This window comes from Nocardioides sp. P4_G10, from assembly GCF_056401175.1.
Window position 1 is genome coordinate 52,721 of the sequence record NZ_JBFUJV010000013.1, and the last position, 21,822, is coordinate 74,542.

General features: G+C 71.5%; 20 protein-coding genes. 7 read left to right on the plus strand and 13 right to left on the minus strand.

The genetic code is table 11. The annotated features are described in order from the left end of the window. Position 1: 1 nt before the first annotated feature. Positions 2–691 carry a class E sortase gene (locus AC1DP1_RS14315; protein ID WP_477507395.1) on the plus strand — a complete coding sequence of 230 codons (690 nt, stop codon included), beginning with the start codon at positions 2–4 and terminating at the stop codon, positions 689–691. 47 nt (positions 692–738) lie between these two features. Beyond that, positions 739–1,680 (plus strand): phosphotransferase, encoded by a 942-nt coding sequence (locus tag AC1DP1_RS14320; protein WP_477507396.1) that lies wholly within the window; start codon positions 739–741, stop codon positions 1,678–1,680. Here AC1DP1_RS14320 and AC1DP1_RS14325 read toward each other — a convergent pair. Both AC1DP1_RS14325 and truA read right to left on the minus strand, forming a co-directional pair. Next, entirely contained in the window at positions 1,677–2,285 is a 609-nt protein-coding gene (locus AC1DP1_RS14325; RefSeq protein WP_477507397.1) for a class I SAM-dependent methyltransferase, read from the minus strand. The genes AC1DP1_RS14320 and AC1DP1_RS14325 overlap by 4 nt on opposite strands. After that, positions 2,278–3,114: a tRNA pseudouridine(38-40) synthase TruA gene (gene truA, locus AC1DP1_RS14330; RefSeq protein WP_477507398.1), complete on the minus strand. Its 837-nt coding sequence runs from the start codon at positions 3,112–3,114 to the stop codon at positions 2,278–2,280. Before truA ends, AC1DP1_RS14325 begins: the two co-directional genes overlap by 8 nt. 125 nt (positions 3,115–3,239) lie before the next feature. Between truA and AC1DP1_RS14335 the strand changes: the two genes are divergently transcribed. From AC1DP1_RS14335 to AC1DP1_RS14355, 5 genes are read left to right on the plus strand one after another with little or no spacing between them, the layout of a single operon-like run. Then, positions 3,240–3,605: an ArsR/SmtB family transcription factor gene (locus tag AC1DP1_RS14335; protein ID WP_477507399.1), complete on the plus strand. Its 366-nt coding sequence runs from the start codon at positions 3,240–3,242 to the stop codon at positions 3,603–3,605. After that, positions 3,602–4,123, plus strand: a complete 522-nt coding sequence (locus tag AC1DP1_RS14340; protein ID WP_477507400.1) for an SRPBCC domain-containing protein — start codon at positions 3,602–3,604, stop codon at positions 4,121–4,123. Before AC1DP1_RS14335 ends, AC1DP1_RS14340 begins: the two co-directional genes overlap by 4 nt. Further along, complete coding sequence (locus tag AC1DP1_RS14345) at positions 4,123–4,701, plus strand: TIGR03086 family metal-binding protein (RefSeq protein WP_477507401.1); 579 nt, start codon at positions 4,123–4,125, stop codon at positions 4,699–4,701. The genes AC1DP1_RS14340 and AC1DP1_RS14345 overlap by 1 nt, the downstream gene beginning before the upstream one ends. Next, entirely contained in the window at positions 4,698–5,306 is a 609-nt protein-coding gene (locus AC1DP1_RS14350; protein WP_477507402.1) for a dihydrofolate reductase family protein, read from the plus strand. The genes AC1DP1_RS14345 and AC1DP1_RS14350 overlap by 4 nt, the downstream gene beginning before the upstream one ends. Positions 5,307–5,337: 31 nt before the next feature. Next, positions 5,338–6,294, plus strand: coding sequence for a ketopantoate reductase family protein (locus tag AC1DP1_RS14355; protein WP_477507403.1), 957 nt, complete (start codon positions 5,338–5,340; stop codon positions 6,292–6,294). Positions 6,295–6,566: 272 nt separating this feature from the next. Here AC1DP1_RS14355 and rplQ read toward each other — a convergent pair whose 3' ends face one another. The 11 genes from rplQ to AC1DP1_RS14410 form a co-directional block, all read right to left on the minus strand. Then, positions 6,567–7,166, minus strand: a complete 600-nt coding sequence (gene rplQ / locus AC1DP1_RS14360) for a 50S ribosomal protein L17 (RefSeq protein ID WP_477507404.1) — start codon at positions 7,164–7,166, stop codon at positions 6,567–6,569. Positions 7,167–7,280: 114 nt separating this feature from the next. Continuing rightward, positions 7,281–8,297: a DNA-directed RNA polymerase subunit alpha gene (locus AC1DP1_RS14365; protein ID WP_129474471.1), complete on the minus strand. Its 1,017-nt coding sequence runs from the start codon at positions 8,295–8,297 to the stop codon at positions 7,281–7,283. 115 nt (positions 8,298–8,412) lie between these two features. Continuing rightward, on the minus strand, positions 8,413–9,021 hold the full coding sequence (gene rpsD, locus AC1DP1_RS14370) for a 30S ribosomal protein S4 (RefSeq protein WP_191194645.1): 609 nt from the start codon (positions 9,019–9,021) through the stop codon (positions 8,413–8,415). A gap of 26 nt (positions 9,022–9,047) precedes the next feature. Beyond that, complete coding sequence (gene rpsK / locus AC1DP1_RS14375; protein ID WP_300049882.1) at positions 9,048–9,443, minus strand: 30S ribosomal protein S11; 396 nt, start codon at positions 9,441–9,443, stop codon at positions 9,048–9,050. A 64-nt stretch (positions 9,444–9,507) separates the two neighbouring features. Further along, positions 9,508–9,882, minus strand: a complete 375-nt coding sequence (gene rpsM / locus AC1DP1_RS14380; RefSeq protein WP_090969288.1) for a 30S ribosomal protein S13 — start codon at positions 9,880–9,882, stop codon at positions 9,508–9,510. 244 nt (positions 9,883–10,126) lie between these two features. Further along, the gene (gene rpmJ, locus AC1DP1_RS14385; protein ID WP_004008316.1) at positions 10,127–10,240 is read right to left on the minus strand and encodes a 50S ribosomal protein L36; all 114 of its coding nucleotides are present in this window, start codon (positions 10,238–10,240) and stop codon (positions 10,127–10,129) included. A gap of 32 nt (positions 10,241–10,272) precedes the next feature. Then, on the minus strand, positions 10,273–10,494 hold the full coding sequence (infA, locus tag AC1DP1_RS14390) for a translation initiation factor IF-1 (protein ID WP_011757309.1): 222 nt from the start codon (positions 10,492–10,494) through the stop codon (positions 10,273–10,275). 202 nt (positions 10,495–10,696) lie between these two features. Continuing rightward, a complete protein-coding gene (locus AC1DP1_RS14395; protein ID WP_477507405.1) occupies positions 10,697–13,153 on the minus strand; it encodes a transglutaminase-like domain-containing protein in 2,457 nt (818 codons plus the stop codon). Between the two features lie 92 nt (positions 13,154–13,245). After that, positions 13,246–14,415 (minus strand): DUF58 domain-containing protein, encoded by a 1,170-nt coding sequence (locus AC1DP1_RS14400; RefSeq protein WP_477507406.1) that lies wholly within the window; start codon positions 14,413–14,415, stop codon positions 13,246–13,248. 20 nt (positions 14,416–14,435) lie between these two features. Beyond that, positions 14,436–15,407 (minus strand): AAA family ATPase, encoded by a 972-nt coding sequence (locus tag AC1DP1_RS14405; protein ID WP_477507407.1) that lies wholly within the window; start codon positions 15,405–15,407, stop codon positions 14,436–14,438. Between the two features lie 31 nt (positions 15,408–15,438). Further along, positions 15,439–21,702 carry an Ig-like domain-containing protein gene (locus tag AC1DP1_RS14410; RefSeq protein ID WP_477507408.1) on the minus strand — a complete coding sequence of 2,088 codons (6,264 nt, stop codon included), beginning with the start codon at positions 21,700–21,702 and terminating at the stop codon, positions 15,439–15,441. Positions 21,703–21,822 lie beyond the last annotated feature (120 nt).

A 21,822-nucleotide genomic window follows, 5' to 3' on the forward strand; every position in this document is an offset into this window, starting at 1 on the left:
GGTGCCAGGACGAGCGGTCGCCCTCCTCGCCGCGGCCATGGTCGCGGTGGTCTCCGGCTGCTCGGGCGAGTCCACCCAGCGATCCGGCGAGGGCCCGACAGAGGCACCGCGCGAGCGTCGTACGACAAGCGCGCCCACCGAGACCCCCACCGAGGAGCCGGCCGAGGAGGCGGTCCCCGAGCCACGTCGCTCGTTCGTCACCATCCCGGCGATCGGCCTGCGGGACTTCCCGGTCGTGCGCTACCGCGGGACGCCCGACGACGCACCCGGGACCGTGCTGCAGAACGCCGGTGAGATGGCCTCGCCGCGCGGACCGCGCGGCGGCACCCGGCCCGGCGACGTCGGCAACTACATCGTGACCGGGCACCGGCTGACCGGGACCGCTCCCCTGCGCTACTCGCCGTCGCTGTCGAAGGGCGACCGGATCCAGGTGCGCACCGGCGACACCGTGTTCGTCTACGAGGTGCGCCGCACCCGCTGGACGTCGTTCCGGCAGCCGGCCTCGCTCCGCGCGCAGCGGGCCGAGGTTCCTGGACGACCGGGCGAGCCGGCCGTGCAGCCGATGATCACCCTCTCCACCTGCGCGACGCTCGAGGACCACGCCAACGGCAACTACTGGTCCGACGAGTTCGACAACCCCGAGCACCGCATCGACAAGATCGGCGTCCTGGTCGCGACCCGCCCGGCCTGACGAAACCCCGTTGCCCGCAGCGACCGGCCCGGGGTTGGATGCGCGGCATGACCGACCCGTCCGAGCTGACCGCCAGGTGGCGCGACCCCGCCTTCCTCGAGGCCGCCGGGGCGTGGATCGCGGACCGACTCGCCGAGCAGGGCCGCTCCGTGGCCGGCCCGGTCGAGCAGCCGCACGTGACCGACTGGTCCACCGTCCTGCGGGTGCCGACGGACGACGGACCGGTCTGGTTCAAGGCCAACGACGAGGCGATGCGCCACGAGGCGGCCGTCACCGCACTGGTCGCGCCGCACTCCGACGGACGGGTGCCGATGCCGCTCGCCAGCGACCCGGACACCGGATGGCTCTTGCTGGCGGACGCCGGGCCGCGCCTGCGCGACGTGATCGTCGAGGAGCGCAGCCTGGAGCGCTGGCTCGACGTGCTGGAGGCGTACGCCCGGGTCCAGCTCGCGTGCGAGGACGAGGTCGACGCGCTGCTCGCCGCCGGGCTGCCCGACCGTCGGCTGCCGACGCTGCCCGGGGCGTACGACGCCCTCCTCGCCCAGCTCGACGACGTCGACCCACGGCTGCCGGGTGCTGACGCGATCGCCGACCTGTGTGACCGGCTGGGCGCCTTCGGAATCCGCGAGACCGTCCAGCACGACGACCTCCACGACGGGCAGGTCTTCCTCGGCGCGGGCGTGCACCAGGTGCTCGACTGGGGCGACGCCTGCGTCTCCCACCCCTTCTTCACCCTCGCGGTGACGCTGGAGGGCGTCATCGCGTGGGGTGTCGACGACGTGGAGGACTCCGAGGACCTCCGCCCGCACCTCGCGGCCTACCTCGGGCCGTACGCCGCCCACTACGGCACCACCGTCGCCCACCTGCGCGAGGCGGCCGCGATCGCGATGCGCCTGGGCTGGGTGTGCCGCGCGATCAACGGCGCGCTGCCCCAGGACCCCGGCCAGACGCACACCCGGCTGGGGATGTTCCTCGCCGGCACGACCTAGGCGGGCACCTCGGCCCGCTTCGTCTCGAGCACGCGGAAGCCCTTGTGGCTGGCCAGGCGCGCCGTGGGCCAGCCCTGCTCGGTCAGCCACCGCTGCAGCGAGTCGCCACCGAGGTTCTTGCCGACGACCATGACCATCCGCCCGCCCGGCGCGAGGCGCGGCAGCCACGTCAGCAGCAGCTCGTGCAGCGCCTCCTTGCCGATGCGGATGGGCGGGTTGGACCAGATCTCGTCGAAGACCTGGTTGCCGGGCACCTGCTCGGGCAGGCAGGCGACGAAGCGCGAGTCGAGGCCGGCGGCGCGGGCGTTGTCGTTGGCGAGCAGCAGCGCGCGCTCGTTGACGTCGACGCCGGTGACGTTGGCCAGCGGCACGGCCTTCGCTATCGCCAGCCCGATGACCCCGTAGCCGCAGCCGAGGTCGAGGAACTGGCCCTGCACGGGCGGCTCGAGCTCCTTGAACAGCACCGCTGTCGCGTGGTCGAGGTGTCCGCGGCTGAACACCCCCGAGCCGGTGTCGATGGTCAGCGTGCTGCCCCACAGCTCGGCGGTGAAGCTCTCCCGCTCGAAGGGCACGCCGGGGTCGGCGGAGAAGTAGTGCTCAGTCATGGATCGCCTCTCGTCGGGCTCGGGCACGCTCGGCCTGGGCGGCGAGCTCGTCGTCGTCGGGGTAGCCGACCTCCTCCAGCGTGAGGCCGTGGGCGTGCACCACACGCACGCCCTGGTCGCGCCGGCGGCCGGCCATCACCTCGGCCGGCCACCCGGCCGGTTGCCGGCCCTCGCCGACCGCGAGGAGGCAGCCGACCAGGGCGCGCACCATGTTGTGGCAGAAGGCGTCGGCACGCACCGAGCCGACGACGAGTCCGGTGTCGTCACGCCGCCAGTCGAGGTCGAGCAGCGTGCGGACGGTGGTCGCCCCCTCCCGCTGCTTGCAGAAGGAGGCGAAGTCGCGCAGGCCGACCAGCGGCGCGGACGCCTCGTTCATCGCGTCGAGGTCGAGCGGGCGCCCCCAGGTCAGCACGTGGCCCCGCACGAGCGGGTCGGCCAGCTCCTGGGCGTCGGCGACGCGGTAGGCGTAGCGCCGCCAGACCGCGGAGAAGCGGGCGTCGAACCCCTCGGGCGCCTCGACCACTCGTCGTACGCGCAGGTCGGGCGGCAGGATCCCGTCCACGCGCCGGGCGAGGGCCTGCAGCGGCGGCTCGGTCGATCGGCCCGCGGAGGCGGCGACCACCCCGGGATCGACGTCGACGTGCGCCACCTGGCCGCGCGCGTGCACGCCGGCGTCGGTGCGGCCGGCCACGGTCACCCGCGGCTCGGGCACCCGCAGCGCGGTGGCCAGCGCCGCCTCGAGCGTCCCTTGGACCGTACGACGCCCGGGCTGGGTGGCCCAGCCGGAGAACTCGGCGCCGTCGTAGGCACAGTCGATCCGCAGGCGCACGGAGCGATCCTAGGACGCCGTCGCCCGGGCCTCGCCGCCGCCCGACTTTGTTCAACCAGATGGTTGACAAGCCTCGCCTCGTCGGCCTACCGTCTATTCAACCATTCAGTTGAAGAAGGTGCTCCGTGACCGACCAGCTCTCCCGAGTCTTCGCCGCACTGGCCGACCCGACCCGTCGGGACATGGTGGCCCGCCTCACCGAGGGCGACCACACGGTCAACGACCTGGCCGCGCCGTACGACGTGAGCCTGCAGGCCGTCTCCAAGCACCTCAAGGTGCTCGAGGACGCGGGCCTGGTGACGCGGACCCGGGAGGCGCAGCGACGCCCCGTGCACCTGGAAGCCGAGGTGTTCGACCTCATGACGAAGTGGATCGAGCGCTACCGCCGGCAGGCCGAGGAGCGCTTCTCGCGCCTCGACGCCGTGCTCGCGCGACTGCAGGACGACGACAACCCGAGCTCCACCCCACCGCAGGAAGGAACCGCATCATGACCACCGTTCAGACCAACGACGCCGCCACGCGCTACCCCGAGGCCGCCATCGAGGCCGACAGCGACGTGCCCGCCATCCACATCTGGCGCGACTTCGCGGCCACCCCCGCGCAGCTGTTCCGGGCGCACACCGACCCGGAGCTCTACGCGCAGTGGATCGGCCCCGACGGCGTCGGCGCCGACATCACCCACTGGGAGGCCCGCGACGGCGGAAGCTGGAGCTACACCGCGCGCGGCAGCGACGGACGCGAGGACTTCGAGACCTCCTTCCGCGGGTGCTTCCACACGGTGCGCGAGGACCGCATCGTGCAGACGTTCACCTGGGAGGGCATGCCCGACGGCGTCTCGCTGGAGACGATGACCTTCGAGGACCTCGGCGACGGCCGCACCCGACTCCACGCGGTGAGCCTCTGCGACTCCTTCGAGGGCCGCGACGCCTGGCTGCGCAGCGGGATGGAGGTCGGCGTCAACGACGGCTACGCCACCATCGACCGCCTCCTCGCCGAGGGCGCGCTCTGATGGCACTCCCCGACGCCCCGGCCGGCCGCCACGCGGCGGTCGCCGGGGGCTTCGGCCGCCTGGTGGCGCAGACCACCGACTGGTCGGCCCCGGCCCCCGTCGACGGGTGGACCGCGCGCGACGTGGTGGGCCACCTCGTCGGCTGGTTCCCCCCCTTCCTCGCCAGTGGAGGGGTCGACCTGCCCGCCGGCCCCGCGGTCGACGACGACCCGCTCGCGGCGTGGCAGCACCACTCCGACGCCGTCCAGGGGCTGCTCGAGCAGCGCGGCGACGAGACCTTCACCCACCCCCGCGCCGGCACCCACCGGCTCGCCGACGCGGTCGACCAGTTCTACACCGCCGACGTCTTCATGCACTCGTGGGACCTCGCCCGGGCCGGCGGCCAGGACGCCGGGCTCGACGAGGACTTCGCCACCCAGCTCCTGGAGGGGATGCGCCCGATCGAGCAGATGCTGCGCGACTCCGGGCAGTACGGCCCCGCGGTCCCCGTGCCGGACGACGCGCCCGTCGTCGACCGCCTGATGGGCTTCGTCGGTCGCGATCCTGCGTGGGACCCCCGGGACGGAGGCACCGCATGAGCACCGTGGTGATGAACAACGTCGTCTCGCTCGACGGGTTCATCGCCGACCTGCACGACGATCCGGGCCCCCTGTTCGAGTGGTACTTCAACGGGGACCGGACCCTGGCCGCCCAGGACATGGACGACCCGTCGCCCGGGGGGCTCCGGGTGTYGCAGACGTCGTACGACTACGTCCGACCCGTGTGGGACTCCATCGGCTGCATGGTGATCGGCCGTCACCTGTTCGACATCACCAACGGGTGGGAGGGGCGTCCCCCGACGGGCGACCACGTGGTCGTGGTGTCGCACCGACCCAGGCCGGAGGGCTGGCACCCAGAGGCGTCGTACCACTTCGTGGACGACGTGAGCGCCGCGATCGCCACCGCACGGGAGCTGGCCGGCGACCGGACGGTGTCCGTCGCGGCGGGCGACGTGGGCGGACAGGCCCTCGCCCTCGGTCTCGTCGACGAGGTGGCCATGGACGTCGTGCCGGTGGTCTTCGGCACCGGCAAGCGCTACTTCGGCTCCGTCGAGACCCAGCACCTGCTCGACGACCCGGACGTCGTCGTCCAGGGCGACCGCGTGCTGCACCTGCGCTTCACGGTGCGCGGCCCTCGCACCTGACAGGGACCGCCTTCCTCGTATGGTCGAGGACATGAAGTACGTCGTGTACGGCGCCGGGGCCGTCGGTGGAGTCATCGGCGCCCACCTGCACCTCGCCGGACTGCCGGTCACCCTCGTCGCGCGCGGTGCCCACCTCGAGGCGATCCGGTCCGGAGGGCTGCTGCTCGACGCCGGTGACGGCCGGCACCGCATCGAGGCCCCCGCCACCGACACGGCAGCGGAGGTCGACTGGACCGACGACACCGTCGTGCTGCTGGCGGTGAAGTCGCACCAGGCAGCCGTCGCGCTCGCTGACCTCCGCGCCCATGCGCCCGCCGACGTACCCGTCGTCTGCGCCACCAACGGGATCGCGACCGAGTACGCCGCGCTGCGGCTGTTCGAGCGGACGTACGCCGTCTGCGTCATGCTCCCGGCGACCCACCTCGAGCCCGGCGTGGTGGTCGCGGGATGCCACCCGACGCCGGCGATCCTCGACATCGGCCGCTTCCCCGGCGGCACCGACGAGACCACCGCGGCCGTGGCCGCCGACCTCCGCGCCGCGGGGATCGCGTCGGAGGAGCGCGACGACGTCATGGCGATGAAGCGCCGCAAGCTCGTGATGAACCTCGGCAACGGCGTCGACGCGTCGTTCGCCCAGGGCGACGCCGCCGACGAGCTCGCCGAGCGGGCGCAGGCCGAGGGCGAGCGGGTGCTGGCCGCGGCCGGGCTCACCGTCGTCCTCGCAGAGGAGGACCGCGAGCGGCGCGGCTCGATCCTGCAGCGCCGGCCCGACCTCGAGCGTCGCGGCGGCTCCACCTGGCAGAGCCTCACCCGCGGCACCGGCGACTCCGAGATCGACTACCTCGCCGGCGAGGTCGTGCTCCAGGGCCGCCTGCACGGCGTCCCCACGCCCGTCAACGACGCCGTGGTCGCCGCGACCCGCCACCTCGCCGCCACCGGCGGCGCTGCCCGCAGCCTCGACGCCACCGAGGTCCTCGCCCGCGTCTGAGCCGCGGGCGGTGAGTGAGACAGCTTTTCGGCCGGTGGAACCTGCACCACTCACCGCTCCCCCGCCAGCGGTGCGCCACCCACATCAGTGGGCCCGGGCATGTGGCTGGGCCACCGCCCGCCGCGTGTCGTCGTACGCCGCGCCGGCGGGCGGTGCGCCACCCACATCCGCCGACCCGGGAATGTGGCTGGGCCACCGCCCGCCCACCGGCCCCGGACGCACGAAGGCCCGCCACCCCAGCGGGGTGACGGGCCTGCGTTGCGGACCTGGGATCAGGCCTTGGAGTCGTCCGACTCCTCGGCAGCCTCGGCGGCAGCCTGGTGCTCCTCGGCAGCAGCCTCGTGCTCCTCCGCAGCGGCCTCGTGCTCCGCGGCGGCGGCCTCGTGCTCGGCGGCAGCAGCCTCGTGCTCCTCGGCAGCGGTCTCGGCCGTGGTGTCCTCGACCGGCTCGTCGGACGCGGTCGCCGGAGCGGCAGCGGCCTGGGTCTTCTTGGTCGAGGGCGCCTTCGGGCTGTAGGCCTCGGTCACCAGCTCGATGACCGCCATGGGGGCGTTGTCGCCCTTGCGGGGGCCGATCTTGGTGATGCGGGTGTAGCCACCGGGACGCTCCGCGAAGGTCGGCGCGATCTCGGTGAACAGCGTGTGGACGACCGACTTGTCGCGGACGGTCTTGAGGACCTCACGACGGTTGTGCAGGTCGCCGCGCTTGGCCTTGGTGATCAGCTTCTCCGCGACCGGGCGCAGCAGGCGCGCACGGGTCTCGGTGGTGGTGATCCGGCCGTGCTCGAACAGGGCGGTGGCCAGGTTCGAGAGCATCAGGCGCTGGTGGGCGGGGCTACCGCCGAGGCGGGGACCCTTCTTGGGCTTGGGCATGTGGTGCCTTCCTTCTCTCGGGCCGTGTCAGGTACCCGGGTAGACGACCGGCTCAGACGTTCGACTGAGCCCGGTCGGTTTGGTGGTACGACCCTCGTGGCGAGGGTCGGGAGATCAGAGCTGCTCGTCCTCGATGAACGCGTCGTCGTCGTCGTCGCCGTAGGCGGCGAGGGCGGCGTGCGGGTCGAAGCCGGGCGCGCTGTCCTTGAGCGAGAGGCCCATCTCGACGAGCTTGGCCTTCACCTCGTCGATGGACTTGGCACCGAAGTTGCGGATGTCGAGCAGGTCCTGCTCCGAGCGCGAGATGAGCTCGCCCACGGTGTGGATGCCCTCGCGCTTGAGGCAGTTGTAGCTGCGGACCGTGAGCTGCAGGTCCTCGACCGGCAGGGCCAGGTCGGCGGCGAGCTGCTCGTCGACGGGCGACGGGCCGATGTCGATGCCCTCGGCCTCGACGTTGAGCTCACGGGCCAGGCCGAAGAGCTCGACGAGGGTCTTGCCGGCCGAGGCGATCGCGTCGCGGGGACGGATCGACTGCTTGGTCTCGACGTCGATGACGAGCTTGTCGAAGTCGGTGCGCTGCTCGACACGGGTGGCCTCGACCTTGTAGGTCACCTTCATGACCGGGCTGTAGATCGAGTCGACCGGCATGCGGCCGATCTCGTTGTCGGCGCCCTTGTTCTGCACGGACGAGACGTAGCCGCGGCCACGCTCGACGACGAGCTCCATCTCCAGCTTGCCCTTGTCGGACAGCGTGGCGATCTTGAGCTCGGGGTTGTGCACCTCGACGCCGGCGGGCGGGGTGATGTCGGCGGCGGTGACGTCACCGGCACCGGACTTCCGCAGGTACATCACGACGGGCTCGTCGTGCTCGGAGGAGACGACGATGCCCTTGAGGTTGAGGATGATCTCGGTCATGTCCTCGGTGACGCCCTCGATCGTCGAGAACTCGTGGAGGACGGAGTCGACCTTGATGCTGGTGACCGAGGCACCCGGGATGGAGCTGAGGAGCGTACGGCGCAGCGAGTTGCCGAGCGTGTAGCCGAAGCCGGGCTCGAGGGGCTCGATGACGAACCGCGAGCGGAACTCGTCGACGGTCTCTTCCGTGAGGGTGGGGCGCTGAGCGATGAGCACGGAGTTTTTCCTTTCCGGATCCACCCGCTATTTGACGGATCCGAACATGGTGAGGAGTGGCGTGGAAGAGGGGCATCGGTGGCCGCCCGCAGCACGGGCGACCACCGACTGGAGATCACTTCTTGGAGTAGTACTCCACGATGAGCTGCTCCTGGACCGGGACGTCGATCTGCGCCCGGACCGGGACCTGGTGCACGAGGACGCGCATCCGCGACGGGATGACCTCCATCCACGCGGGGGTGACGCGCTCGCCGTGGGTCTCGCGAGCCACGATCAGCGGGGTCAGCTCGAGCGACTTCTCGCGCACGTCGATGATGTCGTGGTCGGTGACCTGGAAGGACGGGATGTCGACCTTCTTGCCGTTGACCAGGAAGTGGCCGTGCGTGACGAGCTGGCGGGCCTGGCGGCGCGTCCGGGCGAAGCCGGCGCGGTAGACCACGTTGTCGAGGCGGCACTCGAGGAGCTGCAGGAGGTTGTCGCCGGTCTTGCCCTGGCGACGGCTGGCCTCCTTGTAGTAGCGGACGAACTGCTTCTCCATCACGCCGTAGGTGAAGCGAGCCTTCTGCTTCTCGCGGAGCTGCAGCAGGTACTCGGACTCCTTGATGCGACCGCGGCCGTGCTGGCCGGGGGCGTAGGGACGCTTCTCGAAGGCAGCGTCGCCGCCGACGAGGTCGACACCGAGACGGCGCGACTTGCGGGTCATGGGACCGGTGTAGCGGGCCATGTCAGTCTCTCTTTCTCAGTCTCGGGTCAGACGCGGCGGCGCTTGGGAGGCCGGCATCCGTTGTGGGGGGTGGGCGTGACGTCCTGGATCTGGCCGACCTCGAGGCCGAGGGCCCCGAGCGAACGGATCGCGGTCTCGCGGCCCGAACCCGGACCCTTGACGAAGACGTCGATCTTCTTCATGCCGTGGTCCATGGCGCGACGGCCAGCGGCCTCGGCGGCCATCTGCGCGGCGAAGGGGGTCGACTTGCGCGAGCCCTTGAAGCCGACGGTGCCGGCGGAGGCCCACGAGATCACGGCGCCGGTCGGGTCGGTGATGGTGACGATGGTGTTGTTGAACGTGCTCTTGATGTGGGCTTCGCCCTGAGCGATGTTCTTCTTCTCCTTGCGGCGGACCTTGGTCGCGCGGCTCTTGGGAGGCATGCATTAACTCCTGGTGAGGTCTGGTCTGGAAGCTTCGGGGACGAGGATCAGCGCAGGGCGCCGATCACTTCGCCTTCTTCTTGCCGGCGACGGTGCGCTTCGGGCCCTTGCGGGTGCGCGCGTTGGTCTTGGTGCGCTGACCGCGGACCGGAAGGCCCATGCGGTGGCGGCGACCCTGGTAGCTGCCGATCTCGATCTTGCGGCGGATGTCCGCCTGGACCTCACGTCGGAGGTCACCCTCGATCTTGAAGTTGGCTTCGATCTCGTCGCGAAGCTTGACCAGCTCCTCGTCACCGAGCGTGTGGACCCGAGCGTTCGGGTCGACACCGGTGGCAGCCAGGAGCTGCTGGGAGCGGGTACGGCCGATGCCGTAGATGTAGGTGAGAGCGACCTCGATGCGCTTGTCGCGCGGGAGGTCAACACCAACGAGGCGTGCCATGTGGCGGTTCCTTGTCTGTCTCGCATCGGTTTCGGTTCGTGTCGCGTCCCAACCCGCCTCGGGTGGGCTCCGGCCGGTGCTCCGGAGGTGATTTCGGACAGGGGCTGCCTGGCCTAGCGATCACGTTGTGTGGTGGTGCGGTGGTGCTGTGGTCCTGCTGGGGTTCAAGCCCGCTGGCCGCAAGCGGCTGCGCGGCTCGTGATGAGCGTTCAGCTCCGGCTTCGCCGTGTCTGAACGCCCACACTCAGCCCTGCCGCTGCTTGTGGCGCGGGTTCTCGCAGATGACCATGACCCGGCCGTGACGGCGGATGACCTTGCACTTGTCACAGATGGGCTTGACGCTCGGGTTGACCTTCATGTCAACGAATCCTTGCTACTCGGCTGGCAATGTCACTTGTAGCGATAGACGATCCGACCCCGGGTGAGGTCGTACGGCGAGAGCTCCACCACGACCCGGTCCTCGGGGAGGATCCGGATGTAGTGCTGTCGCATCTTGCCGCTGATGTGCGCGAGTACCTTGTGCCCGTTGGACAGCTCCACGCGGAACATCGCATTGGGAAGGGCCTCCACGACGGTGCCCTCGATCTCGATCACGCCTTCTTTCTTCGGCATGTCCTCCACAATCTGTTGTCTCGTTGTCTACCGTGGCCCGGGAACCGCCCGGCACCTGCAAGCAGGGGGCCGGTGGACCTCGTGAGGCGGTCCGGGGAGCCTCTTCCCGGCACGCGCGCAAACGTCTGGGACGATCACACGAGTTTCCCGGGCAGCCGCGAGGCGCCACGAAACACAGCCCACGTTGGGCCGACGCACCAGTTTAGTCAGGCGTACGTCGAGAACGCCAATCAGCGAGCCCGCGCAGCCGTCGCGCCCCCGCCGGGACACGCCCGGGCGCGGGGGTCGGCTCCGTGTCGTCGGTGGCGGGCTGCCGATCGGCGTCGCGCGCCGACCGGGACGTCGTACGCCGCAGCGAGCGGAGGCTGGTCGCGGCCCGGACGCGCTGCCAGCGGCCGACCTCCTGCGACATCGCCCGCCGCTCGGCGTCGACCGAGTCCCAGTAGCTCGCGGCCGCGGCCGTCTCGGGCGTGCTCGGGCCGAAGACGAAGCTGTCGGCACGGCGGGCCAGCGTGCCGGCCTCGCCGGACACGATGCCGGCCGACTGCTCGCGCCGGGTGACCGTCGGCCCGAGCGGCACGGGCTGGCCGAGGTCGCGCGCGTGGTCGACGAGCTCGCGCCAGGCGCCCACGAATCGGGCCGAGGCCGAGGCCGCGCTGCGGCGGCGGTGCCGACGCCACGCCTTGAGGCCGACCACGGCGGCCAGCAGCAGGGCGGCGGCGAGCAGCGGGAGACCGATGTAGGTCACCACGGTTCCGACCCACGACGGGAGGCCCGGGATGATGCCGTCCTCGTCCTCCTCGGCCTTCTTCTTGCGGGTGGCCTTGCGTTCCTTGAGGTCGGCGTCGCTCTGCTCCCCCGCGTCGGACGGCGGCGGGATCGGGTTGGGCGGCGGGATGACCGTCCCGGACATCGGGGTGTTGGTCTCGGGCACCTGGTCGGCCGGAGGCGTGTCCGACATGAAGGCCTCGGTCGGCAGCGTCTTCCACGACCCGTCGGCGGCGCGGAGCTCCACCCAGGCCGACACGTCCTTGCCGGTGACCCGACCGCCCTCCGGGACGACCGCGCCGAGCACGACGCGGGCGGGCACCCCGATGTCGTTGGCGATCAGGGCCATGGTCGCGGCGTACTGCTCGTCGTTGCCCACGATCTGCGGCGCGTTGACGAACTCGTCGGACAGGCGCCACGCGCTGTGGCCGGCGACGTAGATGCGCTCGGTGCGGCCGATGCCGTCGGAGTACTTGCCCTCCGAGCGCAGGTGCTCGGCGGCGGCCAGCACGCGGTCCATCGGGTCGGTGCCGGCGTCCTCGGTCCACTTCTCGGTCGGGCCCTGGATGAACGCCGCCCCTGCCGGCAGGGGCGTCAGGTCGGCTGACCCGACGGTCTCCTCGCTGAGCTCGTCGTCGGGCTGGACGGCCGTGAAGGAGTAGCTGTCGCCGCGCTGCATCCCGGTGGGGACGACAGCGGTGGAGGTGGCGAGGTTGTAGCGGAACACCTCGGCCTTGGCGCGTGCGTCACCGGTCTGGAAGTCCATCGACCGGAGGGCGCCGACGGTGGGCAGCCACACCCCGCTCCAACCCTCGCCGAGGGTGACGGTCGCGTCGACGTCCTTGCCCTCGACCGGGTTGTCGATCGTGGACGACACGCGCTGGAAGGAGTCGTCGGCCGGGCCGGGCAGCGCGTCGTCGGTGGCGCCCCAGACCATCCCGTCGTAGCGGTCCATGGCGGCGAACCGCACCCGGGACCCGGCGGGCACCCCGTCGATGTCGAGCAGCGTCTTGTCGTAGACGTTGGCCGGGTTGGGCTCGCCCTTCAGGTCGACGTACTTGCGGAAGCCGGCGAGCGGCGAGGGGTAGCGGCCGATGTCGAAGGGCGGCTCGACCCAGTTGCGGGCCACCGCGCGCTCCGAGTCGTCGCTGACGAAGAGGGCGCTGGCGGGATGGGCGAGAAGCGCCGCGAGGCCGAGCATGACGACGGCGCCCACACCGCGGACGTACGACGTGGTGCCGCCGTGCACGGTGGCACTGGCCCGGCGGGCCCGGATGGCCAGCCAGGCCAGGGCGAGCGCGGTGAAGACCGCGCCCTGCACGACCAGCGACTCGGGGTGGCGGACCCCCAGCAGGATCGCTCCGGAGAGGACAGCTGTCATCCCGGCCACGGGCAGCAGGGCGGCCAGCCACGCGCGGCGGACCGGGAGGTGGGCCAGCGTGCTGCCGACGAGCCCCGCGACCATCCCTGACAGCCACGGCAGCACCAGCAGCGGCCCGTCACCGTCGACGGGGGGCAGCGTGGTCAGCAGGTCCTTCCAGCCGAAGACCGCCTGGTCCGCGACCCGGGCGAGGGTGCCGGAGCCGGGCAGCGTGTAGGTGTCGCCCAGCGAGCGCAGGCAGAGCGGTCCGCCGAGCAGGAAGAAGAGGACGAGGCAGATGACGACCGCGGAGATCACGGGCCAGCCGGCGGCGCGGGTCAGGTGGGTCACCAGGATCGCGATCACCGTGCCGAGCAGGCCGACCACGAGGTAGGCCGACCCGGTGAACGACGAGCCGAACGCCGTCAGCGCCACCCCTGCCAGCGCGAGGGTGAAGCCCATGTCGACCCACGAGTGGCGGTCGGGCAGCAGCGCGTGCGGGCGTACGCGGGTGCGGGTGCCGGTCGCCATGCCCGAAGGTCCTCGGGCGGTTTCGGGGTCCCCGCGGCGTTGTCCGGCGGAGGAGCGGGGCGGAGGAGACGGAGAACGTCGTGGGGTGAGTCTCATCGGACGCTCCAGCGCAGGAGACCGCCGAGGTCCTCCTTGGCAGCGAGGTGGAGGACGGGCAGGCCGCCGGTCTCGGTGACGCGACTGTTGCCCTGGGGGTCGACGACGATGCCGTAGCGGCGCACCTCGGGCGGGAAGGCCGCCGAGGAGCGGAGCACGTCGGTGAACGGCGACTCGCTGCCGCCGATGAAGAACGCGAGGCTCGTGTCGGGAGCCAGCATGCTGGCCTGCCGCCCGGACTCGACGAGGCCGCGGTCGCCGAAGTCGGCGCGGCAGACGGCGTCGAGCGCGAGGTGGCCGTCGGAGCCCGACGAGGCGTGGGTGCCGCACACGAAGGACACGTCGAACTCGTCGAGCACCGCCCGCACCGCGATCGACGCCGCGACGGCCATCGCCGCCTCGAAGTCCTCCGGGTCGGACCACGAGTCGAGCCGGTCGTCGACGACGATCGTGGCGTGGCTGCGGCGGGTGTCGAGGTACTGGCGCACGAGCAGGGAGGACTCGCCGCTCGAGGCCATCACCTTCGCCGACGACCGCCAGTGGATGTGGCGCAGGTCGTCACCGGGGACGTACTCCCGCAGGGCGTGGAACGCCAGGTCGCTCTGGCTGACCGCGTCGGTCGAGACCCCTTCGAGGTCGCGCAGCAGTCCGGCGCCGAGCGACTCGACCGGCAGCAGGTGCGGACGTACGAGCACCTCGCGCACCGGCGTCCAGACCACGTCGCGGGAGAAGATGCCCACCGGGTCGCCACGACGCGTCATCGCCGGGCCGACGGCGATCACGCCGCGCCGCTCGGTGCGGATCGTGAACGACTCCTCGTGGGTGGCCCCGGGCGCGAGCGAGCTGATGCCGTAGCGGTGCACGGCCGATCCGACCGGGACCTCGAGCGTCGTCGGGACCAGGCGCGAGGACGCGCGGTTGACCACCAGGACGCCGGCAGCCACCGACTCCCCCGCCGCCACCCGCTCGGGCTGGAGCCGCAGGTCGACCGACACCGACGTCCGGCCGAGGAGGAACGGCAGCGCGAGCACCATCAGCACCAGGCAGCCCGTGCCCAGCACCGCCAGCTCGCGCCATTGCGCGAAGACGGCGACCAGGAGGGAACCCAGGCCGAGACCGAGGACCAGCCAGCCGATCGGCTTGATGACCTCGAGCGCGTCGTTCAACCGCTGCCGGACCAAGGCGGTCAGGCCCCCACGCGGTCGGTCGGCGGCGCGACGGCGTCGAGCAGGCGCGAGATCACCGTCTGCACGTCGACGCCGCTGAACTGCGCCTCGGCGTCGAGCAGCAGTCGGTGCGAGAGCACCGGCTCGGCGAGGTCCTTGATGTCGTCGGGCACCACGTGGTCGCGACCGTCGGCAGCGGCCCAGGTCTTCGCCACGCGGACGAACGCCAGGCAGCCGCGGGGCGACAGACCGAGCTTGACGTGCGGCTGCCGGCGCGACTCCTCGGCGAGCTCGGCGACGTAGCCGACCACGGCCGGGTCGACGTAGACCTCGTCCGCGAGGCCGCTCATCTGCGCGATGGTGGCGGCGGTGATCACCGGGGTGACCAGGGCGGCCCGGTCACGGACCGCCGCGTTGTTGAGCAGCTCGACGGTCGCCTGGCGGTCCGGGTAGCCGACCGAGGTCTTCATCAGGAAGCGGTCGAGCTGGGCCTCCGGCAGCCGGTAGGTGCCGGCCTGCTCGATGGGGTTCTGGGTGGCGATCACCAGGAACGGCTTGCCGACAGGGTGGGCCACGCCGTCGACGGTGACCTGGCCCTCCTCCATGACCTCGAGCAGCGCCGACTGCGTCTTGGGCGAGGCGCGGTTGATCTCGTCGGCCAGCACGATCGTGTGGAAGATCGGGCCCGGGTGGAACTCGAACGTGCCCTTGTGCTGGTCGTAGACGGTGACGCCGGTGACGTCGGAGGGCAGCAGGTCGGGGGTGAACTGGATGCGGGCGTGGCTGCCCTGCACGGTGTTGGCCAACGCCCGAGCCAGCATCGTCTTGCCGGTGCCGGGGAAGTCCTCGATGAGGATGTGCCCCTCCGACAGCAGGCAGGTCAGCGCGAGCCGGACGACGTGCCGCTTGCCGAGGACCGCCTTCTCCATGTTCTCGGTGAGCTGGTCGAAGGTCGACCTGAACCACTCGGCCTGTTCGTGGCTGATCGTCATGCTGCTCCTTCGGGCTGCCGGCACGTGCCGGTCAGTCGTTGTTGATGTCCCAATAGACCGTGGCGGAGTTGGTCTGGAAGCCCGTGCTGTCGGTGCACGAGATCGAGATGGTGCCGCCCGCGGAGTACCAGCTCGTCTGGGAACCACCGGGGAAGTTCTGGTTGTACCACTCCGAGCCGTCGCTACCCGTGCCCTGGATGGTGCAGCGGTAGTTCTCCTCGAACCCGGAGGTCGTGAGCCGTACGAAGCTGCAGCTGTTGACGAGGCAGGGTGCCTGGAAGCCGTTGGACTTGCAGGGATTCGTCGTCTGCGGACCGTCACCGCACCTGTCACCCCGCGAGATGCTGACCAGCGGTGGTGGCGGATTGCCGGACGTGGCCGTGTTGTCACCGGTGTCCTGTCCGCGCCCTGGCTTGGAGGAGTCGAACAGCGCCACGCTGATACGGATGTCCTGGCGGTAGCGGGAGGTGGTGAACGTCTTGGTCTGGAGGCTGAACTGGCCGGCTCCGGACGGCTGCAACGTCGTGACGTCACCCCCCACCTCGTAGCGGACGGAGACGGGCGAGCCGTTTGCGGTCCCGGTGATCACCCAGTAGACGTCCTTGCCGTTCACGACCGGCCTGACGTCCAGGAGCGCGTCTCCCAGCGGGCCGTAGCTCTGTGCGGACTTCGCTCCGCTGAGGGTGCACCCCGCCGGCGCCTTCTCGTTGCACACCCTGAGCTCGACGCTGTAGGGCTGCTCGTTGCTCGGCATGTTGACCTTCGTCGTCACCGTGCCGGTGGCGCCGGGCAGTGGCCTTGCGATCGAACCGCCGACCAGCACGTCGACGTTGCTGACGCTTCCGCGCGAGTCCGGCACAGTGAAAGTGAGCTGGATCTCCTGGCTCGCGCCCGTGGGCACGACCGTCCAGTCGCCCCAGCCCGCCGGGCGTCCGACGACCTCGATGGAAGTGCCGGGACTCGGCTGGGAACGCTTGCCCGGCTGGTCACTGGGCTGGTTCGCCGCGACGACCGTGTAGGTGTAGGTGAGGCCGTCGTAGGGCACGCCGGCGTGGGTGCAGGTCAGCGACGCCAGTCGCTGGCAGCCGGAGACCGTCCCGGAGGTCACGCCGTTGGTGTAGCTGACGGTGTAGACCGTCGGCCCGGGGCCCTCGGGCAGCACGCCCTGCCAGGCGATCCGGATGTTGGTCTGGTTGGCGCCGGACTCGAGGTCGGTCACCGCCGGGGCCGCCGGCGCCGGCGGCGTGCCGAGCGGCTGCATCGGCCCGGACGTGCGGGGAAGCGAGTAGCCGACCGCGTTCTGGGCCTTGATCGTGAAGACGTACTCCGTGTTGTTGTCCAGGCCCGTGACGGGGAAGGACGTGGTGCCGCCGTCCACGACGACGGGGCCTCCACCGGGCCACGTGATCGTGTAGTCCAGGATCCGGGAGGTGTTGGTGGACGGCTTGTCCCAGGCGACGGTGATCTGGCCGTTGTCGCGGCTGGCCATCCGGATGTTCTGGACCCGACCCGGCTGCGTGTCGGCCCTCGCCGTGCGCGACAGGTTGCTCCACTCGCTGCCGCCCACCCGGTTGAACGCCTGCACGCGGAAGCTGTAGTTGCCACCCGTCTTGAGCTTGCGGAAGACGCACTCGTTGGTGTCGCACCGCTGCTTGGTGCCGGACCTCTCCTCGCGCACCATGTAGTACGTCAGCGGCGCCCCGCCGTCGTCGTCGGGCGGCGCCCATCCCATCTTGATGGTGCCGACCTCGTCGGACAGGGGGTAGGGACGCGGCTCACCGGGCGGCGACGGCGTGCCGATGACGCGGAACTGGATCCGGCCCTCGGCGGTGCGCGACGACGGCGGGTCGCCGTCGGACACGTCGCTGACGACCAGCCGGAAGCTCGCGTCCGCACCACGGGTGTCGCGTTCGGCCGTCAGTGTGAGCCGGCTGCCGTTCACGCTGGCCTTCACGCCGGGGGTCCCGGTGTTCTGCACCTGCACGATGGTGGGATCAGGGTTGGCGACGCCGGCCTGGAGGTAGGCGGCGATGTCGTAGGTGCGGCTCTGCCCGGCCTCCATGGTCTCGACCCGGATCGGGTTGAGTCGCGGCGGCGGTGCCTGGGCCAGCCGGAAGCGCACCTCCTGCGGGTTGCTCTCGCCGGCACGCACCGTCAGCACGGCCTCGCCGCCCTCCGTGGCGTCCTCCGAGGCGGTGACGGGCACGACGGAGCCCACGGGGCTCCCGACGTCGACACCGTCGACGGCCTGGCTCCACTCGGCGGTGAAGTCGAGGTCGGCGGCGTCGCGAGGGTCGACGGTGAAGACCTTGCAGTACGTCTCGATGTCGAGGTCGTAGCGCTGGCCGGACGACATCGGGATGACGTTGGAGGGGCACTCGAGCGACGGGACGTCGTCGCCCACCACCACCGGGATCGACAGGATCGCGGTGACGCCGTCCTCGGTCGTCGTGGCGTCCTCGTTGCCGCTGGCGTCGGTGGCGGTCGTGACCTCCACGAGCACCGAGCCCGGTCCGCGGAAGGTCGCCGGGGCCGAGAGCGTGAACTGGTTGTCCCCGTCGGGTCCGACGGTGAGGGAGGTGGGCGAGGCCGAGTAGGAGCGGCGGCCGGACGCGAGGCGTACCTTGCCGCCGTCGGGCGCGGCGATGTAGTCAGTCACCTTGCCAGTGGTGCTCTCGCCGGAGTCGAGCTCGATGAGCGACCCGGGCAGGACGTAGGGCAGGCCGTCACCCGTGGGCGGGATGTAGACCGATGCAGCGGCGGTCGCGCCGTCGGCGTCGCGCACCTGGAAGGGCAGCACCTTCGGCGCCTTCCCGCGGTCGGCACGTACCTGCACCCCGTCGACCACCCGGGCCGACGGGTCACCGGAGACGTCGACGACCTCGAGGTCCTCGACGTCACCGTCCGGGTCGTAGGCGCCCTCGAGGACGTCGACGACGACGCTCCCGCTGTCGTCGGCCCGGCCGAAGGCGTCGTAGACGATCGGCGGGTTGTCGTAGTCCTCCGCCGTGGTCAGCGTCATCGTCGAGCGGGACTCGTCGATGCCGTTGGTGACCCGGTAGACGAGCACGGTCGGCGCGGCGTCCGCGGAGTCGGGCGCCGGCACCGTCACCAGGTTGGTGTCGGGGTCGAGGCGGGCACCGTCAGGACCGTCGAGGATCTCGACCTCGACCGAGTCGCCGGCGGCGATGTAGTCGTTGGCCAGCGGGTCGAACGTCGCGGTGCGTCCCGGCTCGACGGTGAGCCGGTCCTCGACCGCCAGCGGCGGCTGGGGCTGGCCCGGCTCGACCACGGCCACCCGGACCGTGCCGGTCGCGAAGGCGCCCTGGGAGTCGACGACGGAGTAGGTGAACTCGTCGGTGCCGACCGTGCGCGGGTAGGCCTCGTACTCGAGGAAGTTGCCGCCGACGGCCTCGATCCGACCGAGCCGGGGGGCAGAGGTGATGCCGGTGACCGTGACCGGGTCGCCGTTGCGGTCGACGCCCACCCCGGGCACCCGGACCTTCACGGTGTCCCCGGAGACCACCCGGCCCTCGAGGGTCGGCGGCTCGGGCGCGTCGTTCGGGTCGTCGGCGGGCACCACGGTCACCTTGAGGGTGCCGTCGGCGCGCTTGCCCTCGAGGTTCTGCGCGACGTACTTCACCGTGTAGGTGTCGCGCTCCTCGACCTTCTCGGGCGCGACGTAGCGCACCACGCGGCCGGAGACGAAGGCCTTGCCGACGTCGCCGGTGACGTCGATGGGGGCGACCACCGCGAGCTCGCCCGGGGTGTCGGTGCTCGCCAGGTCGTTGAGCAGGGTCAGGCGGTCGCCCGCCGGGGACACGTCGTTGTCGAGCACGGGGGCCGCGACCGAGCCGCCGGCCCGCACCACGACCTTGTCGGAGACCGTGATCGGGGTGTTGTCCTCCGGCGCCGGACGCTGGGTGACCACCACCTCCCCGCGGACGGCGGAGCTGGTGCCGTTGCTGATCGTGTAGGAGACGGTCTGCGTGGCGGGAGCGAGGTCGGGGCGGGTCGCGGAGATGCGCAGCCACCGCCCGTCGACGATCGCCACGTCCAGCTGGTCGGCGCGGTCCCCGACGGCGCGCTGCACGACCAGCAGGCCGCCCGCCGGGTCGAGGTCGTTGGCCAGCACGTCGACGATGCCGGGGGCCTGCCCGTAGACGGTGAGGGTGTCGGGCATGGCGATCGGCTCGGCGGAGCGCTTGGGGCTCGCCTTGACGTCGACGCGGATCGTGCCCTGATCGAGCGGGGCGTTGCCGAAGGCCGCGTCGTAGCTGAGGAAGTAGGTCCCGGCCCGCTCCCCGGTGAAGGTCAGCTGCCCGGCGTCGAGGTCGGTGACCACCTTGGCGTTGGGCTGCTGGGGCACCTTCCCGCCCAGCGACAGCTCGGCGTCGGTGGCGTTGGGGTCGGACCCCGGCAGGTCGTTGAGCAGTGGCCGGATCTTGATCGGCTTGCCGACCTCACCGCGTACGACGTCGGGCTCGGCCTGCGGCGCGTAGGACTTCTGGTCCTTGGGCGCCTGGACCTGGAAGCTCATCGACTTCGTGACCGGGGCGGAGCGACCGTCGGTCACGGCGAACTCCACGCGCACCAGCTGGGATCCGTCGGCGGGACCGGTCGGGGCAGTGAAGCGGATCCGACCGTCGGCCGTGGTGCGGGCGGCAGCGCCCGACTCCTCCCCGCCGACCGCCTTCGCCGACTCGAGGAGCAAGGTGTCGCCGTCGCTGTCGTCGCGCCAGTCCCCCAGCACCGGGACAGCGAGCTCACCGCCGTGCGGCACCTTGTAGGTCGGCTTCTTCCACCCCTCCCGCAGGGCGGGTGGCTCGTTCTGCTCGGAGCCGCGCACCGTGACGTCGACGGCCGCGTTGGCCGAGAGGCCGTTGCGCCCGTCGTCGATGAAGTAGTCGAACCGGGCGGGACGACCGTCCTCGGGCATCTCCAGGACCAGCGTCTGGCCGTCGGGGCTGATCTCGACGCGCGCCCCGCCGGACGGCTGGTCCACGTCGACGATGCTCAGCAGGCGACCGTCGGGCGCCGAGTCGTTGTCGAGCGGGTGGAGCACGGTCGTGCGCCCCGCGCGGACGCCGTAGGAGTCGGGCTTGGCCCGCGGCGGGCGGCGGTCGGCGTCGGTCTGGTTCTCGTTCTCCTCGTCGTCGTCCTTGTTCTTCTTCTTCGACGTGAAGGCTTCCCAGTTGTCGATGCGGATCGGCTTGTCCTCCTGGACGTCCCAGACGGTGCCGCTGTTGGCGTCGTTCAGGACGATCTCGCCGCGGTTGACCCGGAACGCGAGGCTGGTGGCGTTGCCGCCGAGGTCGTCCTCCATGACCTCCTGCGAGCCGCACTGCACGGCGACGGCGCCCAGGCCGCCGGACCAGGCGCCGTAGGCGCAGGCTCCGAGGCGCACCGGCTCGACGGCGGAGGTGCCGGAGCTGGTGGAGACGGTGGTGACGTCGCCGGACGCGAGGTCGACGCTCAGCAGCCCGTCGGGAGCCCCGACGAGCACGGCGTCGTAGGCCGGCCCCGGCTGCTGGAGCTTGCTGCCGGGCGTGACGGACACGGTGGCGCCGCCGACCACGCTGAGGACCCCGGCGTCGGCGTCGAGGGTGACGATGCGGTCCCCGACCGTGGTGACGTCGGACACCTGGCCTGCGTCGTCCGACAGGTCGCGGGTGCGCGGCTTGCGGAATCCCGCGTCGGTCGGGGCGAGGGTCGTGACGGTGCTCTCCTCGGTGGAGGTCACCACGACCGTGCCCGACTGGCTCACCGTGAGCGCCGCGCCCTCGCCGGCCTCGGCGAGGGGCTCGGCCTGCCGGTCGACGGCGCTGACGACAGGCTTGCCGAGCTCGTCGTCGTAGCGGACGGCCCAGACCTCGCCGGTCTCGGCGTCCGCGGTGGCGAGCGAGCCGCCGGCCATGGCGACGTCGCCGGTGACCGGGATCGCGGCGGAGCCGCCGTCCTGGGCCTCGAGACGACTCGTCTCGATCACCTGCCCGCGGCTGGTGCCGGCGTCGAGGGTCACCACGGCCGCGCCGTCCTGGACCACGTCGAGGCGGGCCTTGCCGTTGTCGCCGGGCACCACGCCGTCGAGCTGGTTGATCGGCTTGTTCAGCCGGCCCGACCAGCCCTTCTTGCCGTTGACCACCCACACGCCGCCGTCGTTGAGCTCGGCCTCGTGCTTCTTGTAGCCGTCGGCGGAGACGGCGTAGACGGCGATGACGGTCGTCGCGACGGCCAGCGCAACGCCCGAGGCGATTCCCGCCCGGTGTCGACGCAGAGCAGTCACACGTGCCACGCCAGTCCCCCTTGGCCCCACGGATGACGTACGCCCGCCGCACACACCCAGAGAGGAGCGTATGTATGTCGCCGAGGTTCGGACAAGTTTCCGACAAATCGTGACCATGTGCGCCGGACT

What these genes read in the sequence shown, in the direction of transcription:
- AC1DP1_RS14395 (WP_477507405.1), bottom strand. Translation starts at nt 13,153, where the DNA reads ATGGCGACCGGCACCCGCACCCGCGTACGCCCGCACGCGCTGCTGCCC.
- AC1DP1_RS14355 (WP_477507403.1), top strand. Translation starts at nt 5,338, where the DNA reads ATGAAGTACGTCGTGTACGGCGCCGGGGCCGTCGGTGGAGTCATCGGC.
- rplQ (WP_477507404.1), bottom strand. Translation starts at nt 7,166, where the DNA reads ATGCCCAAGCCCAAGAAGGGTCCCCGCCTCGGCGGTAGCCCCGCCCAC.
- AC1DP1_RS14325 (WP_477507397.1), bottom strand. Translation starts at nt 2,285, where the DNA reads ATGACTGAGCACTACTTCTCCGCCGACCCCGGCGTGCCCTTCGAGCGG.
- AC1DP1_RS14345 (WP_477507401.1), top strand. Translation starts at nt 4,123, where the DNA reads ATGGCACTCCCCGACGCCCCGGCCGGCCGCCACGCGGCGGTCGCCGGG.
- AC1DP1_RS14340 (WP_477507400.1), top strand. Translation starts at nt 3,602, where the DNA reads ATGACCACCGTTCAGACCAACGACGCCGCCACGCGCTACCCCGAGGCC.
- rpmJ (WP_004008316.1), bottom strand. Translation starts at nt 10,240, where the DNA reads ATGAAGGTCAACCCGAGCGTCAAGCCCATCTGTGACAAGTGCAAGGTC.
- rpsM (WP_090969288.1), bottom strand. Translation starts at nt 9,882, where the DNA reads ATGGCACGCCTCGTTGGTGTTGACCTCCCGCGCGACAAGCGCATCGAG.
- rpsD (WP_191194645.1), bottom strand. Translation starts at nt 9,021, where the DNA reads ATGGCCCGCTACACCGGTCCCATGACCCGCAAGTCGCGCCGTCTCGGT.
- infA (WP_011757309.1), bottom strand. Translation starts at nt 10,494, where the DNA reads ATGCCGAAGAAAGAAGGCGTGATCGAGATCGAGGGCACCGTCGTGGAG.
- AC1DP1_RS14405 (WP_477507407.1), bottom strand. Translation starts at nt 15,407, where the DNA reads ATGACGATCAGCCACGAACAGGCCGAGTGGTTCAGGTCGACCTTCGAC.
- rpsK (WP_300049882.1), bottom strand. Translation starts at nt 9,443, where the DNA reads ATGCCTCCCAAGAGCCGCGCGACCAAGGTCCGCCGCAAGGAGAAGAAG.
- AC1DP1_RS14320 (WP_477507396.1), top strand. Translation starts at nt 739, where the DNA reads ATGACCGACCCGTCCGAGCTGACCGCCAGGTGGCGCGACCCCGCCTTC.